General features: G+C 57.5%; 17 protein-coding genes. 14 read left to right on the plus strand and 3 right to left on the minus strand.

The annotated features are described in order from the left end of the window. The first annotated feature begins 16 nt into the window (after positions 1-16). Both LOY55_RS16455 and LOY55_RS16460 read left to right on the plus strand, forming a co-directional pair. The gene (locus LOY55_RS16455) at positions 17-925 is read left to right on the plus strand and encodes a LysR substrate-binding domain-containing protein (protein WP_046033108.1); all 909 of its coding nucleotides are present in this window, start codon (positions 17-19) and stop codon (positions 923-925) included. After that, positions 922-1,281, plus strand: a complete 360-nt coding sequence (locus tag LOY55_RS16460; protein WP_109786983.1) for an MmcQ/YjbR family DNA-binding protein — start codon at positions 922-924, stop codon at positions 1,279-1,281. The genes LOY55_RS16455 and LOY55_RS16460 overlap by 4 nt, the downstream gene beginning before the upstream one ends. Here LOY55_RS16460 and LOY55_RS16465 read toward each other — a convergent pair. Continuing rightward, entirely contained in the window at positions 1,278-1,709 is a 432-nt protein-coding gene (locus tag LOY55_RS16465) for a DUF1294 domain-containing protein (protein ID WP_046033106.1), read from the minus strand. The genes LOY55_RS16460 and LOY55_RS16465 overlap by 4 nt on opposite strands. Beyond that, the gene (locus LOY55_RS16470; protein WP_077432119.1) at positions 1,706-2,536 is read right to left on the minus strand and encodes an undecaprenyl-diphosphate phosphatase; all 831 of its coding nucleotides are present in this window, start codon (positions 2,534-2,536) and stop codon (positions 1,706-1,708) included. Before LOY55_RS16470 ends, LOY55_RS16465 begins: the two co-directional genes overlap by 4 nt. Before the next feature lie 292 nt (positions 2,537-2,828). Here LOY55_RS16470 and LOY55_RS16475 point away from each other — a divergent pair, with 292 nt between their 5' ends. The 9 genes from LOY55_RS16475 (at position 2,829) to LOY55_RS16515 (ending at position 11,121) form a co-directional block, all read left to right on the plus strand. Continuing rightward, positions 2,829-4,463: a methyl-accepting chemotaxis protein gene (locus LOY55_RS16475; protein WP_258665799.1), complete on the plus strand. Its 1,635-nt coding sequence runs from the start codon at positions 2,829-2,831 to the stop codon at positions 4,461-4,463. A 200-nt stretch (positions 4,464-4,663) separates the two neighbouring features. Further along, entirely contained in the window at positions 4,664-5,227 is a 564-nt protein-coding gene (gene pnuC, locus LOY55_RS16480; protein ID WP_258665800.1) for a nicotinamide riboside transporter PnuC, read from the plus strand. Then, positions 5,224-5,748: an AAA family ATPase gene (locus tag LOY55_RS16485; RefSeq protein ID WP_258668349.1), complete on the plus strand. Its 525-nt coding sequence runs from the start codon at positions 5,224-5,226 to the stop codon at positions 5,746-5,748. Before pnuC ends, LOY55_RS16485 begins: the two co-directional genes overlap by 4 nt. Positions 5,749-6,104: 356 nt before the next feature. Continuing rightward, positions 6,105-6,572: a hypothetical protein gene (locus LOY55_RS16490; RefSeq protein WP_109786986.1), complete on the plus strand. Its 468-nt coding sequence runs from the start codon at positions 6,105-6,107 to the stop codon at positions 6,570-6,572. Position 6,573: 1 nt separating this feature from the next. Further along, positions 6,574-7,152, plus strand: coding sequence for a hypothetical protein (locus LOY55_RS16495; protein WP_046033100.1), 579 nt, complete (start codon positions 6,574-6,576; stop codon positions 7,150-7,152). Between the two features lie 63 nt (positions 7,153-7,215). Then, positions 7,216-8,229, plus strand: coding sequence for a heme utilization protein (locus tag LOY55_RS16500; RefSeq protein WP_109786987.1), 1,014 nt, complete (start codon positions 7,216-7,218; stop codon positions 8,227-8,229). A gap of 64 nt (positions 8,230-8,293) precedes the next feature. Beyond that, complete coding sequence (locus LOY55_RS16505) at positions 8,294-8,974, plus strand: C39 family peptidase (RefSeq protein WP_109786988.1); 681 nt, start codon at positions 8,294-8,296, stop codon at positions 8,972-8,974. Positions 8,975-9,000: 26 nt separating this feature from the next. Further along, on the plus strand, positions 9,001-9,771 hold the full coding sequence (locus LOY55_RS16510; RefSeq protein ID WP_109786989.1) for a hypothetical protein: 771 nt from the start codon (positions 9,001-9,003) through the stop codon (positions 9,769-9,771). Positions 9,772-9,816: 45 nt separating this feature from the next. Further along, positions 9,817-11,121 (plus strand): hypothetical protein, encoded by a 1,305-nt coding sequence (locus LOY55_RS16515; protein WP_109786990.1) that lies wholly within the window; start codon positions 9,817-9,819, stop codon positions 11,119-11,121. A 69-nt stretch (positions 11,122-11,190) separates the two neighbouring features. Here the strand turns inward: LOY55_RS16515 and LOY55_RS16520 are convergent, their stop codons facing one another. Further along, a complete protein-coding gene (locus tag LOY55_RS16520; RefSeq protein WP_046033095.1) occupies positions 11,191-12,516 on the minus strand; it encodes a sigma-54 dependent transcriptional regulator in 1,326 nt (441 codons plus the stop codon). Positions 12,517-12,859: 343 nt separating this feature from the next. Between LOY55_RS16520 and LOY55_RS16525 the strand changes: the two genes are divergently transcribed. The 3 genes from LOY55_RS16525 (at position 12,860) to nhaB (ending at position 16,269) form a co-directional block, all read left to right on the plus strand. Next, on the plus strand, positions 12,860-13,126 hold the full coding sequence (locus LOY55_RS16525; protein WP_109786991.1) for a hypothetical protein: 267 nt from the start codon (positions 12,860-12,862) through the stop codon (positions 13,124-13,126). Between the two features lie 274 nt (positions 13,127-13,400). Further along, the gene (locus tag LOY55_RS16530) at positions 13,401-14,690 is read left to right on the plus strand and encodes a hypothetical protein (RefSeq protein ID WP_258665802.1); all 1,290 of its coding nucleotides are present in this window, start codon (positions 13,401-13,403) and stop codon (positions 14,688-14,690) included. Between the two features lie 76 nt (positions 14,691-14,766). Then, positions 14,767-16,269, plus strand: coding sequence for a sodium/proton antiporter NhaB (nhaB, locus tag LOY55_RS16535; RefSeq protein WP_258665804.1), 1,503 nt, complete (start codon positions 14,767-14,769; stop codon positions 16,267-16,269). The last annotated feature ends 13 nt before the right edge of the window (positions 16,270-16,282 follow it).

A 16,282-nucleotide genomic window follows, 5' to 3' on the forward strand; every position in this document is an offset into this window, starting at 1 on the left:
CAGTCGAGCAACTGTCATGCAAGATCTCAATGATCTCTACTATTTTGCCAAGGTGGTTGAAGCCGGCGGCTTCGCGGCGGCAGGTCGCGTGCTCGGGATTCCCAAATCCCGCTTGTCGCGCCGGATTGCCGAGCTGGAAGAACGCCTGGGCGCGCGCCTGCTGCAACGCACCACTCGGCAACTCAAGCTGACGGCGGTGGGCGAGCGTTACTTGCGCCACTGTCAGGCGATGCTGCTGGAAGCCGAAATGGCCGATGAAGCGGTCGCCAGCATGTCCAGCGAACCGCGCGGGCGGTTGCGGGTGTCCTGTCCCGTCGGCCTGGCGCATGAAATGCTGCCGACGGTCATTGCCCGATTTCTGGACAAATACCCGCAGGTACAACTGGAAGTCATGTTGCTCAATCGCCGGGTCGACCTGGTGACTGAAGGCGTCGATGTCGCCTTGCGCGTGCGTGAACTGGGCGACGAAGATCCGTTGCTGGTGACCCGTCGCCTGCGCCAGGCGCAAATGGCCATGGTCGCCACCCCGGATTTTTTGCACGGACGTGAAATCAACCAGCCCGAAGACCTCAGAAACCTGCCGGTGCTGGGCGCCCTCGAAGCCGACCGCATGGTGCATATTCGCCTGCTCGATCTCCAGGGAAAAAGCGTCGAGCTGAGCCTGGAAGCGCGATTGGGTATCGATGACTTCATTGTGCGCAAGGCCTGCACCCTCGCCGGCCAGGGCTTTACCCTGTTGCCCATGATGTATTGCGAGCAAGAGCTGGAAGCCGGTTCGCTAGTCCAATTGCTGCCCGACTGGTCATTGCCTGGCGGCTGGCTACAAGCGGTCTACCCTCATCGGCGCGGGGTGATGCCGGCGGTTCGCGCCTGGCTCGACCATTTGATCGAATCATTCAATGCCTGTGGGGACCGACTGATATGAAGGCTGGACGTATGAGCGAACAGGATGTCGCGCAGTTCTGCCTCGCGCTACCGGGTGCGCGGGAGGACTATAAATGGGGAGGTGTGCGGGTGTTTTCGATTGCAGGAAACAAGATGTTCGCCTTGCAGAACCTGCGTGGCGCATCGCTGGCCTTCAAAGTCGACAAGGACCTGTTTCTGGGGCATTGCGACCGACCGGGCATCCACCCAGCTCCCTATCTGGCGAGAGCCCAGTGGATCATCATGCAAACGCCCTACCCGCTGGGCGCCGAAGAGCTGCAAGGCTTGTTGCAACGTTCCCACCAACTGGTGGTGAGCAAGTTGCCCAAGCGTACCCAGGTTGGATTGCTGCTTTAAAACAGTGCCAACAGGTGGGCGCCGAGGAACAGCTGATCGATCCAGAACACCTGATGCAACAGCACAATCAGCCAGAACAACAGCTGAAACGAGACTTTGCGAGTCTTGTGCCGGAACACTTGCTGAGCCAGCAACGCGCCAGGCCAGCCGCCGGCCAGTTCGACCGCATGCAAGACGTTTTCCGGCGTGCGCCAGGTATCGGCGCGGGCCTTGCGCTTGTCACTCCAGTACAGGAAAAACGCCAGCACACTGACGCCCCCATACGCCGCCAGCGGAATCAATGACACCCCGCGCAGCCAGAGCAAAACCGACCCTGCCAACGGCAACGCGCACAGCGCTGCAAAAACCAGCAGCTTGAGTCGTAGATGCTGAATGTGCTCGCCCCCGGACCTGCGCCCGGGGTTGTGGCGCGTGCCGGCGTCACTCATGGCTTGGCCGCGGACCAGTCGACCCAACCAAATTGCCAAGTGGCCAGAATGATCAGGCCGAACACGATGCGATACCAGGCGAACGCCGCGTAGCTGTGGCTGGCGATGAACTTGAGCAAGCCACGGACCGCGATCATGGCGAAGATGAACGCAGTGACGAAACCAATCGCGAACACCGGGAAATCCGCTGGCACGAACAGGTGACGGTATTTGAAGCCCGAGTACACCGCCGCAGCGACCATGGTCGGCATCGCCAGGAAAAACGAGAACTCGGTAGCGGTCTTGCGCGACAGGCCAAACAGCAACCCGCCGATGATGGTCGACCCGGAACGCGATGTACCTGGAATCATTGCCAGGCACTGAGCGAAACCGACTTTCAACGCATCTTGCCAAGTAATCTCGTCAACGGTTTCGGCGTGCACTTCGTGTTGGCGCTTCTCGGCCCACAACATGATGATCCCGCCCACAACCAGCGCGGTGGCGACAGTAATCGGGTTGAACAGGTAGTGGTGAATCAAGTCGGAGAAAATCACCCCCAACACCACGGCTGGCATGAATGCGATCAGCAGATTGGCCGTGAATCGGCGAGCGCTCGGTTGGGTCGGCAACCCCGTGACCACATCGAGAATCTTGCGGCGAAATTCCCACACCACCGCCAGGATCGCGCCCAATTGAATAATGATGTTGAACGCGATAGCACGTTCACCACCGAAGTCGAGCAAGTCGGCCACGATGATTTGGTGCCCGGTACTGGAAATGGGCAGAAACTCCGTCAGCCCTTCTACTACGCCAAGTATCAATGCCTGAAAGGCGGTCCAAAGATCCATCAATCCCCCAAGAAGCGATGCCCCCAGGCATGCCCCGTTAGTTTTCTTAAAACGTTCATTGCGCTGAGCGTAGTTGAAGTTCCGCGCGCACAGGATCCAGACGAAACCGTAAAAATTCCGTGAAAAGCTGCAAGGATTCAGGTTTTTCCGCGCGGGGCCGAAATCCTAGCAGACATGCCTTTATAACGCTGCCGCGGAATAGGACTTGGGTCGCATATGCCCGAACGGCAAAGCGTGCTTGGATGCTGGCAATCGTTTATTACAAGAAAAAGAAAATCGGAGTGACAGCGTTATGAACAGCTTACGCAGTGTGTCGATCAGCCGGCGCTTGTGGCTCATCTTGATCGTGTCGGTGGTGATGCTACTGACATTGGGCATGCTGATGCTCAAGCAGATTCACGACGACCTTTATCAGGCCAAGGCCCAGAAAACCCAGCACGTCGTGCAGACCGCCAGCGGCATTCTGAATTACTACCATGACCTGGAGACTGCGGGCACCCTCACCCGCGATGCCGCGCAGAAGCAGGCGCTGATGGCGGTTCGCGGGTTGCGCTATGACCAGAATGACTACTTCTGGATCAACGACCTGACGCCGGTGATGATCATGCACCCGGCCAACCCCAAACTCGACGGTCAGAACCTGTCGGCCATCCGCGACCCGGACGGATTCGCGGTGTTTAACGAAATGGTCGCCGTGGCCAAGGCCAAGGGCGCCGGCGTGGTCAATTACCGCTGGCCGAAACCTGGTGCCAGCGCACCGGTGGAAAAAACCTCCTACGTCAAACTCTTCGAACCCTGGGGCTGGGTGATTGGGTCGGGCGTGTACATCGATGACATGCAGGCCGAGTTTTATGGCCAGGTCTGGAAGGCGACGTCCCTCGGCGTGGTGATTGCCCTGGTGATGGCCCTGCTGGTCATGCTGATTGCGCGCAGTATCGTGCGTCCGCTCCAGGAAACGGTGAATGCCATGGCCAATATCGCCAGCGGGGAAAGTGACCTGACCCGCAGCCTAGAAACCCATGGCAACGACGAGGTGGCGCAACTGGCGCGACACTTCAATGCCTTTACCAGCAAGTTGCGCCAGGTCATTACCCAATTGCAGGTGTCCGCCAGTGACCTGGGGCAATCGTCCAGTGACTTGGGCAATGACGCCACCCAGGCCCAGCAGCGCAGTCAGCAGCAATCACAGCAAATGGAACTGGTGGCCACAGCGATCAATGAAGTGACCTACGGCGTACAGGATGTGGCCAAGAACGCCGAGCATGCGGCCAGCGAAATGCGCGATGCCGAGTCTCAGGCGCAGCAGGGACAGATCAACATTGACGGAAGCTTGCAGCAGATCGACAAACTGTCCGGCACCATCGATCAAGCCGTGGAAGTGATTCGTACCCTGGCCACAGAAAGCACGCAGATCGGCAGCGTCCTGGAGGTGATCCGTTCCATCGCCGAGCAAACCAACCTGCTCGCCCTCAACGCTGCCATCGAGGCCGCGCGGGCCGGTGAACAGGGGCGTGGTTTTGCGGTGGTGGCCGATGAAGTGCGCCTGCTGGCCCAGCGCACGCAGAAGTCGACAGCGGAGATCCAGTCGATGATCGAGCGCCTGCAAAACCACTCGGAAGCGGCGGTCAAGGTTATCGGCGACAGTAGCCGGGCATCGCAACTGACCATTGAACAGGCCGGGCTGGCCGGTGCGAGTTTAACGGCAATCGGCCAGGCATTACGTAACCTCAACGGGTTGAACGCATCGATCGCCAGTGCGACGTTGCAGCAAGCCCATGTGGTGGAGGACATCAATCAGAACGTGACCCAGGCTGCACAGTTGTCCCACAGCACCGCGCTGGCGGCGCAACAATCGAACGTGGCCAGTGTGCGATTGAAAGACCTGAGCGAACAGTTGAACGGGTTGCTCAAGCAATTTCGCGTGTAACCCCCCTGTAGCAACTGTCGAGCAGCGCGAGGCTGCGCGCGGCGACGAAGTCGTCGTAAACCTGCGAACGCGGCTGTCCTGACACGTCCTGGGGCCCCGGACGCAGCCTCGCGCTGCTCGACAGCTGCTACAGCGCTGGTTCTACTTGGCGGCGGCTGCCGGTACAATCCGCCCCCACTTCGCTTTCCCAAGGAACCTCCATGTCCGGGCTTGAACTGTTTGCCGCTGCCCTCGGTGTAATCGCCGTCTGGCTGACCGTCAAACAGAACCCCTGGTGCTGGCCGATCGGTCTGGTCATGGTGCTGCTTTATAGCTGGATCTTTTTTGAGGTAAAGCTGTATTCGGACATGCTCCTGCAAGTGATCTACGCCGCGCTGCAACTCTATGGCTGGTGGCAATGGACCCGCGCAGGCGAGGCGAAAACCGGTCGGCAGGTCAGTCGCCTCGATGGCAAGTCGGTAGCCCTTGGCCTTGCGGTCGGCGCGCTGGGCAGTGCGCTGTTGGGCGCCGCCATGGCGCACTGGACCGATGCCGCCCAGCCTTGGCTCGACGCCGCACTGACCGGCTTCAGTCTGGTTGCACAGATGTGGATGGCGCAAAAACGCGTGCAATGCTGGCCACTGTGGATTGCCGTCGATGTGGTTTTCGTCGGGCTGTTTATCTACAAAGGCATGTACATCACATGTGCCCTCTATGCACTGTTCCTGCTGCTGGCAGTGCAAGGCTGGCGTGAATGGCGGGCCGAGCCGGCGCTACGCACGTGAAGGTGCTGGTGCTGACGGGGCCCGAATCCAGCGGCAAGAGCTGGCTGGCGGCCGAGTTACAAGGGCATTTTGGCGGCGTGCGAGTCGATGAATTCGTGCGTTGGTTCATCGAACAAAATCCCCGCGACACCTGCCTGGGCGATATTGCTGAGATCGCCCGTGGCCAGTTGCAATGGGAAGATGAAGCACGTTCCCGACAGCCTCGACTTTTGATTCTCGACACCCATTTGCTGAGCAATATCCTTTGGAGCAACACCTTGTTTGGCGACTGCCCTGCATGGCTTGAGCCCGCGTTGCTGGCCCGCCATTACGATCTGCACCTGCTGCTGTCACCGGAGCAGGTCGATTGGACGGACGACGGCCAGCGTTGTCAGCCCGAACTGAGTGAGCGCCTGGCATTTTTCACGTCGACCCAGACCTGGCTCGAACAACACCGCAAGCCGTTTCAGATTATTCAGGGAAGCTGGACACAACGGCGGTTTCAGGCGATTGAAGCGGTGAGCCATCTGCTGGATTGCTGAGCCTTCATTGGGGCGATTTCCCCAGTGATCCCCCCTGTTTTGGGGGGAAAGTGTCCACTCCTGAAACACTCATCTGCCCGCAAACAGGCTGTTTCAGCGCTCTTCATCATCTTGTCATGGCGCTTGTTAAACCGTTGAAACACATCAGCGCAAACCCCCGTGCTAGAGCTTTGCGTCGGGATTAGTCAGTAAAACCTCGCCCCGGTTGTCTCACGCATGAAACATTGAGCGTATCGCGCACTTTTCACAAAAGCCTAACCCATTGAATTAACACAACAATTCAAAAGCGGCACAGCTTTCGCTCTCTCCTTCCCAACGCTGACTAGGGCCAGCCCACAAAAGAAGGAATTGCTGCCGTGGGGACTTTCAACAAAGGCATTTCAAAAGGTATTTCATACCTGCTGCTGATCGGATGTGCCGCCGGTTCGGTACTCAGCCTGAATGCTCAGGCCGATGGCAATGGCGTCATTACTCTCAAACGCGATGTTCAGCCTATTCCTATTGGCCGGAACGGGGGCAAAGACCCCTATCCGACCACAGTCAACGCCAACCCTTCACAACGCATCAATACAACCATGACCAACACTGAATTGAGCGACGGTGAATTCGCCAGTGTGGCCAGCGGTTCGACCATCAGCGGCAACGTCAACCCGAACACAAACGGTGGCAGCATGCCAGGCCTCAACGTCGTGACCAATCCCAACGGCATGCCAGGCATGAGCGCCGGCCACGGTGGTGGTAGCGGTGCCGCGATTTCCGGAACCATCAACCGGGCCATGAGTTCCGGCCTGGCCCCACTGACCAGAATGGCCGGAGGTCAATGACATGAATCGCAGCCTCATTTTCCTCGCCCTGTTCGCCAGCGCAAGCGCCATGGCCGACTCCGGCGTCGCCAGCATGAACAACGCCAACATCCAGGATTCCGGCGTCCAGTACAAAGGCAACTTCAACGTCAACCAGGCGGCCGGGGATCAGTTGCAACAAACCAACACCCGGGCTATCGCCATCGGCACCAATGCCGGCGCGTCCACCCACATCAACCAGAAAATCGATACCCCCGCCAACCCTTCGATGAACGCTACTTCCACGATCGGTGGCACCTCTTTCAGTAATGGCAACGGTGTACTGGGCGTTAACCAGAGCGCCGGGGCCAACAACCAAATGGCCAACGCAATGCGCGTCAGCATCAGTGCTGCACCGCAGAGCGTCGACGATAGCGCCCTTTCCCAACAGAACGTGGCGTTGTTACCAAACTCAGGAGCAACTGGACCCCAAACCGGCAGTCGCCAGGTCGTTACCAGCGACCAGGCCTTCACCGGCAGCCGGGGGATTATCCAGGTGAACCAGAGTGCTGGGGTGGGGAACCGAATGGCTAACACCCTCAGCATCCGGGTCGCTGACTGACCCAAACGCAGTGCGATTAGAAAGTACCAACACTTAACCAACTAATAAGCACGGAGAAACACCATGAAACCTACAATGGCCTTAAAACCACTGGTTTTCGCTCTCGCAGCAGTGATGGCAATCGCAGCACAAGCAGGCGGTCGTGATGATGATCACGGTCATGGCAACGGTCACGGCAACGGGCATAACAACCATCAGCCTAAACACCCTACTTTTGAAGAAATGCTTTCAATCTCTGCCGGTGCCGGCGCCACTGTGATGGACCAACAGGACAGCAGTGACAACGGGGTATTGAACCAAGGCACCAAAAACGACGCTAGAGCTGACAGCTCGTTGAATAACTCCAACGGCAACATGGGCGCCAACGTTGCAGCCGGTGACGGCAACCAACAAGACAACGCCGCCGCTTTGGCCACTGCTGACGAAAGCTTTATCTTCGGCTCCGCAGTCGCTATTTCCAGCGCGACTCAAAACAACACCGGCAACACCGTTCTCAACTACTCTAATACCAACAACGCAAACCTGAACAACGCAGGCAATAGTGGCTCAGGCAACATTGGCATCAACGTGACGGCTGGCGATTTCAACCAACAGAAAAACAACCTGGCCATTGCTGTATCCGGCGGTCGTGTAGCCGCAGCAGCAGCCGAAGCCAACCAAACCTCGACTGGCCTGTCCGTGTCTAACTATGGCACTGAGACCTTCAAAAAAGACGAGCTCAAAGGCACCTTCTCTGCTCATGGCAAGTTCTATGCTTCAGGCAAAGCAGTGTCCAAACCAGCTGACGATGATCATGGCCACGGCTATGGTAATGACAACAAAGGCGGTCATGGAGACCACGACGGTGGCACAGTCAAATCTGACTTCACTGCAGTCGGCACCTTCGATCTGGCCGGTGTGACCACTCAACAAGTGCTGACCCCTGATGGCTGGAAAAACCCTGTGACCAACAATGCAAGCATGACTAACTCGATGAACAACTTCTCCGGTAATGGCGGAGCCAACGTATCAGCCGGTAACGGCAACCAACAAAGCAACTCGCTGTCCATCGCCGCAGGTTGCAAAGCCTGCCTGTAATCGCGATCGCAATGAAAGCCCCGGAAACGGGGCTTTTCCACAGTCCCAAAAGGCGTAATCGATCATGCGCAAGACTGCCCTTTTCGCCCTACTCTGCCTGTCTGGCCTGACTCAGGCTGCACAGATGCCAGTAGCCGCCCTGCCTGGCGGCGTGCTGGTCTATAAGCAGGTACAGAGTTTGCGTGAGCGCAAGTTTGCCGACATCGTCGAACAGAAAACCGATTTCAGCTGCGGCGCCGCCGCACTGGCCACGGTGTTACGCCAGGCTTATTGGCTCGACGTCGATGAGGAGCACATCATCAAAGGCATGCTGGTCAACGCTGACCAGAACCTTGTTCGTACTCAAGGTTTCTCCATGCTGGACATGAAGCGCTACATAGAAAGCATCGGCATGCGCGCCAGGGGCTACAAGATCCCACCTGAAAAGCTGGATTCAGTAACGATTCCGGTGGTGGTACTGATGGAAATTCGCGGCTACAAGCATTTCGTGGTGATGCAGCGTGCGGACAAGCAGTGGGTCTACATCGGAGACCCGGTACTCGGACACAAACGCTACTCCCATGATGACTTTGTCAAAGGTTGGAACGGCATAGTCTTCGCTATCGTAGGTCCCGGTTACGACAAAACCAATGCATTACGCAGTCCACCGGTACCGCTGACAGCCAAGAACAAGCTGGATACCTTCAACCCTGTCAGAGATGCTGAGTTGATGGATTTTGGTTTCATACAGAGCGACTTCTTTTAATCGCCAAATGATGATATTGGAGCAGGATGCTCCGGGAGCAGCAGATGAAAACCTCATACTGGCTGGCCGCTGTGTGTCTGGCAGCGAGCGCATCAGGCTATGCCAATGGATTCAAGCCAATCGAAGTAAAGGATCAGGAACTCGCCCAGTTGCGCGGTCGTTATGTGATGCCGGGCCGTATTATCAGCTTCGGCGTTGTAATGAGCAGTACCTGGCGCAATGCCAGTGGTGACGTCATCGGGGCGGCGACGTCCATGCAGATCCAGGCGGCAACGATCAAACCCGAATTCTATGTATCAACCATCAAACAATCAGGCAATTCCGGTCCTGGCGGTACACCTGAACAAGGCACCGGCAATGTAGTCGGCGGCGCTGGACTGTCCACCAGCCAGGGCATTACCCAAAGCGTGCGTGCAGCTGGCGATAGCAACACCGCTTACAACAACGTTTCGATCGATGTGAAGGAAGCTAACCAGGCACCGGCGCTTGTACCGGGGCAGGGCCAGGCTTTGCTGGCAGGGCAAACGATCAGCGGCAGCAACGCCGCCGGTAGCGTGGCAGTGACTGCCACTGGGGGTGGCGTTCAAATGGCAATTACTGCCAACAACAATCAAGGCAACGCGTTGCAACAAGTGGCCCAGGGCGGATTGCTCCAAAACACCCGGCTGATGGGCAACAGCAACATGGTTAACAACCTTACCCAGCTCAACGTAGTACTCAATAATAATGGCCCGAGTGCTGGCGCATTGGACTGCAACCTGACCCAACTTAACGCCCTCCGTACCTTGGGATATTGAACTACGCTCAGTCTCGATCATTGGGTTTAAAGGGACGGCTTATTCATGTATCGATCAGTATCACTGCGTGCAGTAGTTTGTCTGAGTGCTCTATTTCCGGCCGCCGTGCTTCATGCGGCACCCAACTCGGATGTAGAGGCCTTGAAGCAGGAACTTCTGGAGCTAAAGCAACGATACGAAGTACAACAAAAAGCCCTGGCGGTGCTCGAACAACGGGTCCGCCAGGTAGAGGATCAACCCGCAGCGCCCCCACCGAAACGCCTGGCCAAGTCGCCAGCCGACATGAGAGGGAACGCGGTAGCCGCAGGGACTGGCGCAGCAGCAGCATCGGGGGGCGCAGCCGGGGGCAGCGGCAGTTCTTATGGCCAGTCGCTGGCCGATGATTCACAACCGGCACAGAGTGTGTCCAACCTGTATGACGAAGCCAGCGGGTTCTTTGGCGGCGGCAAATTCAGCGTCGAGACCGGGATCACTTACTCCCGATACGACACCCGCCAGCTGATCCTCAACGGTTTCCTGGCACTGGACTCGATCTTCCTGGGCAACATCAACCTCGACCGGATCAAGGCCGATACCTGGACGCTCGATCTCACCGGTCGCTACAACTACAACAACCGCTGGCAGTTCGACCTGAACGTGCCGGTGATTTACCGCGAGTCGACTTATCAGTCCGGCGGCGGCAACCAGGGCGCGGCCAACGTTACAACCGAAGACACGGTCACCAGAGACCCGACGATTGGCGACGTGAACTTCGGGATCGCCTACAAGTTCCTGGACGAATCGGTGAATACCCCGGATGCCGTTGTCACCTTGCGGGTCAAGGCGCCGACCGGCAAGGACCCGTTCGGGATCAAGCTGCGTCAGACCGATGCCAACACCAACCTGTTCGTGCCTGACACCCTGCCAACCGGTAACGGCGTCTGGTCGGTCACCCCGGGTATTTCGCTGGTCAAAACCTTCGATCCGGCGGTGTTGTTCGGCAGCTTGTCTTACACCCACAACTTCGAAGAATCCTTCGACGACATCAGCGCTACCGTCAACCAGAAAACGCCAGGCAAAGTACAAATCGGCGACAGCTTCCAGATCGGCGCTGGTATTGCGTTCGCGCTGAACGAAAAGATGAGTATGTCGTTCTCGGTGTCCGACCTGGTGCAGCGCAGAAGCAAGCTGAAACAGGATGGGGGTGACTGGGAATCCGTGGTCGCCAGCGATGCCAACGCCGGTTATTTCAACATCGGCATGACCATTGCTGCTACCGACAACCTGACCATCGTACCCAACCTGTCCATGGGCATGACGGACGATGCCCCGGACTTCCAGTTCAGCCTGAAATTCCCTTACTACTTCTAACTGTTTCAAGCCCAAGGAAAAGGCCCGCTGCGACGTCAATCGCAGCGGGCCTTTTCGTTTCACCGCGCCCTAGCGGATCTGGTGCTTGTGCAGCAATCGGTAGAAAGTCGGTCTGGAAACGCCCAGGACCCTGGCGGCAACGCTCAGGTTGTCACTGTGCCGATTGAGTACATCGCACAGTGCCTGGCGCTCGGCACGGGTCTTGTAGTCTTCGAGGGTGCCCATGGGGGTGGCAAAGGCTTGCTGGCTGATCAACCCCAAGTCTCGCGCTTCGATCTGCCGCCCCTCGGCGAGCACCAACCCGCGCCGCACCCGATTGGCCAGTTCACGGACATTGCCCGGCCAATCATGTTTGCCCATGGCAATCAGTGCGTCTTCGCTGAAACTGCGAGGCCGTCGGCCGGTTTCGTGGCTGTAGAAATGGGAGAAGTGGTTGGCCAGCATCGACAGGTCGCCGTGACGTTCACGCAGAGGTGCCGTCACCACTTGCAGGACGTTCAGGCGGTAATATAAATCTTCACGAAAACGCTTCTTCTCAATGGCGGCCTCAAGGTCGACGTGCGTCGCCGCCAAAACCCGCACATCCACCGGAATCGGCTGACTCCCACCTACGCGTTCGATGTGTTTTTCCTGTAGGAAACGCAACAGATTGGCTTGCAGTTCCAGCGGTAAATCGCCGATTTCATCAAGGAATAATGTGCCGCCGTTCGCGGCTTCTATCCGCCCGACCTTGCGCTGGTGAGCGCCGGTGAAGGCGCCTTTTTCATGGCCAAACAACTCGGACTGGATCAAATGTTCTGGAATCGCACCGCAGTTGATCGCCACAAAGGGTTTGCTGTGACGCTGGGACTGCCGGTGCAGCGTGCGCGCGACCAATTCCTTGCCCGTGCCGCTTTCACCGCGGATCAAGACCGGTGATTCGGTCGGTGCCAATTTGCTCAGCAACTTGCGAAGTTCGCGAATCGGTTTGCTGTCGCCCAGTAGTTCGTGTTCTGGCTGATCGATGTGAATCGTGCCCTGCCCACGCAGGCGCGCCATGCCGAATGCCCGCCCCAGCGTGACCTGAACCCGAGAGACGTCAAAGGGCAAAGTATGGAAGTCGAAAAACCATTCGCACACGAAGTCCCCGACATTCTGCAAGCGCAGGACTTCCTGGTTAAGGACCGCGATCCACTCGGTGCCGCTGCGGCTGATCAGTTCTTTGACGGCTTCGGGACGTTCCAGATGAAAGGGCTGTAATCGCAACAAGCCGACGTCGCAGGTTCTATCGGCGGCGTTCTCCAGGGAACAGCTATCAACATCCCACCCCACCGAGCGCAAACCCGGTAACAGACGATGGCAGTCGTCACAGGGGTCTACTACTAACAGACGTCGTAACGCAGGCGCTTCGATCATGACTGTTCCTTGGCGCCAAATTTTAGGAAATATTAGTAAAAACAGTCATTTGGCGGACTTGGCTGTAACATTAGCAAGAATTTGACACACCCTTGTATCGATTGACTATAGAGAGGCTGCTTAAACAGTTATAAGAACGACTTGGTTAGTGACCTAACGAGTTGAACCTTTCATTCAGCTTTCAAATCAATACCCCTGCATTGAGTATATGAAAGAAAGTTGAAATTTCTTTTGTTTGTGTGTGACCTGACCCCATGTTGGGGGCATCAGTACAAGTAACCAGCCGAACGGTAAGCCCAACCGACGGCAGATCACTTGATTGGGCACACAGAGAGAAAATCCTATGACCGCCCCGCTCCGTATCAACGAAGCTCTTTTGATTGCCGACCGCGCTTTTAAACCTTTCCAATGCGTGGCCTGGGCCCCACAAGACGGCAATGGTGAACTCAGCATCACCGTCATCGACCGCACCAACACCCACATTAGCCGCGCCCAAATCCCTAGCAGCGAGTATTCCGACCCTGCGCAACTCGAACACCTGCTGCAGCAGGCCCGCGCCGAGTTGAGCGAGAAAGGTTATCAGCTGCAATCATGGTCTATGCCGCACTAAGGGTCTCTGCGGACTACTTCAACGTAGTCCGCCCCCCTGCCTTCTTTTAGTTGGCTGTTTTAACAGTTACAGCGCATCCAACACTCTAACTTTTTCGCCTCGAATTACTTGGCGCACTTGTCTTTGGTTCGAAAAGACACTGTTCTGGCACAGTGCGACCCTCCGCCTGTTAGTTATGACAGTTGTGTGATTGCCCATTCAGGGATTGAATGTTTCACACAGGCAGTTGCCCTCCCGCCCCCCGGTTTCGGACAGCTCGCAAGGAGAGGCGCGCATGCCACACCAGACTGCTTTTGCCCTACCTGTATCGCGGTATACGGCTGGCGATCTCGATAATAGTTTCGCCGCCCGCGGTAAAGCCCAGGTGTATTTCGCCGGGAGTACGTCAAGTATCGCCAACAGCGTGGAAATTGACTCCAGTGGCCGCGTGCTGGTGGCGGCGACGGTTGGCCTGCGAGGTGGTAACTGCTTTGGCCTGGCCCGTTTACTGGAAGACGGTTCGGCGGACCTCGCATTTGGCCATAACGGCAGCGTTATCGGGCAGTTCCAGCGCGGCTTCGAAGCCATGGCGGGCAAAGTGCATCTGTTGGCCAACGGACACATTCTGGTGGCCGGGCTGCACTATGAAGACACTCACCGAACGCTTCCAGCCTTGGCGCTGTTCGATTCCCAAGGTCACCCGGTCAGGCATTTTGGTGACAATGGGATCAGTGTCATTCGCCTGCCGGGAAACTTGTCCCTGGGCACCCGCGATGTCTGGCTTCCCCCTGGCGTTCCAGGCGCCGAAGCCTGCGACGTGCAAGTGCTGGCTGACGGCGGGATTCTGCTGCTGGCCAACCACCATTTTGAACTGGCCGATCATGTCGGCCTGTTGATACGCCTTACCCGCCATGGCCAATTGGATACGTCCTTCAATGGCCGCGGCTTTGTCATCGTCCGGCACCTGCTGATGAACTCCTGGCTCAGTAGCCTCATGGTGCAACGAGACGGCCGGATCATGGTCGGTGGATCGATTAATTTCCCTGTGGAAGGTTTACTGGCGCGCTACCTCCCCGATGGTCGTCTGGATGACTCTTTCGCCGTGGATGGCTTTATGGCGTTCAGGGCTGAAGAGCGCGGCGCTCAGGTCAACCAGGTCATCGAGATGGAAAATGGCGACCTGCTGTGCTTTGGCAGCAGCCGCGACCCGATGCACTGCCTGGCCTTCAAACTACACAGCAATGGCCGCCCCGATGTTCACTGCAACGGCGGCCAGCCACAACTACTGAACATCGGTCACAGTGGTTGCCAATGGACCGCCGCCCGGCATCAGGTAGATGGCCGAGTGCTGGCAGTTGGCGCCACAAACGGCGGCGTCGAAGCCGATTTCCTTTTAGCCCGGTATTTGCCGGGTGGGCAGCTGGACCCCGGTTTCGCCGAAGGCACTTGCTGGGTTCGCACCCGCCTGGGCCGCAGCCTGGATACCGCTATGTCGGTAGCGGTTCAAGCTGATGGAAGAATCGTCGTAGGCGGTTATTCGCTGGATGGCAACTACAAGGCCGTTGTGGTGCGCTATCTCGGGTAATCCATTACCTTTCCCGGACTTGATATTCCCATCTTGTTACGGCAAGTTGCGCGCTTCTTTAAACAAGGAGTAGCCGATGTCCGGTTCAATGGCCCAGGCGTTCGCGCACAACTTTCTCGGCCACTCACCTCGCTGGTACAAGGCGAGCATTCTCGGTTTCCTGATTCTCAACGCACTGGTGCTGTGGACCGTCGGCCCCGTTGCGGCCGGTTGGCTGCTGGTGCTGGAGTTCATCTTTACCCTGGCCATGGCACTCAAGTGTTACCCGCTGATGCCCGGCGGGTTGCTGCTGATTGAAGCCCTGCTGCTTAAAATGACCACGCCGCAGGCGCTTTATGACGAACTGGTGCATAACTTTCCGGTCATCCTGTTGTTGATGTTCATGGTGGCCGGCATCTACTTCATGAAAGACCTGCTGCTGTTTCTGTTTTCGCGCTTGCTCCTGGGGGTTCGCTCCAAGGCGCTGTTGTCGTTGATGTTCTGCTTTCTCTCGGCATTCCTCTCGGCCTTCCTTGACGCATTGACCGTGACCGCGGTGATTATCAGTGCGGCCGTGGGGTTTTATTCGGTGTATCACCGCGTTGCCTCGGGCAATGATCCTCGCCAGGACAGCGAGTACAGCGATGACCAGCAATTGCCCACGCTTCACCATGGCGACCTCGAACAGTTTCGTGCCTTTCTGCGCAGTCTTTTGATGCACGGTGCCGTCGGCACGGCGTTAGGCGGTGTCTGCACACTGGTGGGTGAACCGCAGAACCTGCTGATCGGCCATGAGATGGGCTGGCATTTCTCCGATTTCTTTTTGAAAGTTGCCCCCGTCTCACTGCCGGTACTGGCCGCCGGTTTGTTGACCTGCGTGCTCCTGGAAAAACTGCGCTGGTTCGGCTACGGCACACTGCTGCCGGACAACGTTCGGGCGGTGCTGGCCAACTTTGCCGCCGAAGACAACGCCGAGCGCACTTCGCGCCAGCGTGCCGCCTTGCTGGTGCAGGGTGCCGCCGCGTTGATCCTGATTGCAGGGTTGGCGTTTCACATCGCGGAAGTCGGCCTGATCGGCTTGATGGTGATCGTGTTGATCACGGCCTTCACCGGCATCACCGACGAGCACCGTATCGGCAACGCCTTCAAGGACGCCATGCCCTTCACCGCGTTACTGGTGGTGTTTTTTGCGGTGGTCGCGGTGATTCACGACCAGCAATTGTTCACACCGCTGATCCAGTGGGTACTGGCACTGCCGGCCGACCAGCAACCGGGCATGTTGTTTATTGCCAATGGCTTGCTGTCAGCCATCAGTGACAACGTGTTTGTGGCGACCATTTACATCACCGAAGTGAAACGCGCCTTCATCTCCGGCCACATGAGCCGTGAACACTTCGAGACACTGGCCATTGCGATCAATACCGGGACGAACCTGCCCAGCGTGGCGACGCCCAATGGACAAGCCGCGTTTCTGTTTTTGCTGACCTCGGCAATTGCCCCGCTGATTCGCCTGTCGTACGGCTGCATGGTGTGGATGGCGTTGCCGTACACCGTGGTGATGGGTGTTCTTGGGTGGTACGCCGTTAGTTTCTGGCTGTAACACAGAACAAAAA

Source organism: Pseudomonas sp. B21-040 (assembly GCF_024748695.1).
Lineage (GTDB): Bacteria > Pseudomonadota > Gammaproteobacteria > Pseudomonadales > Pseudomonadaceae > Aquipseudomonas.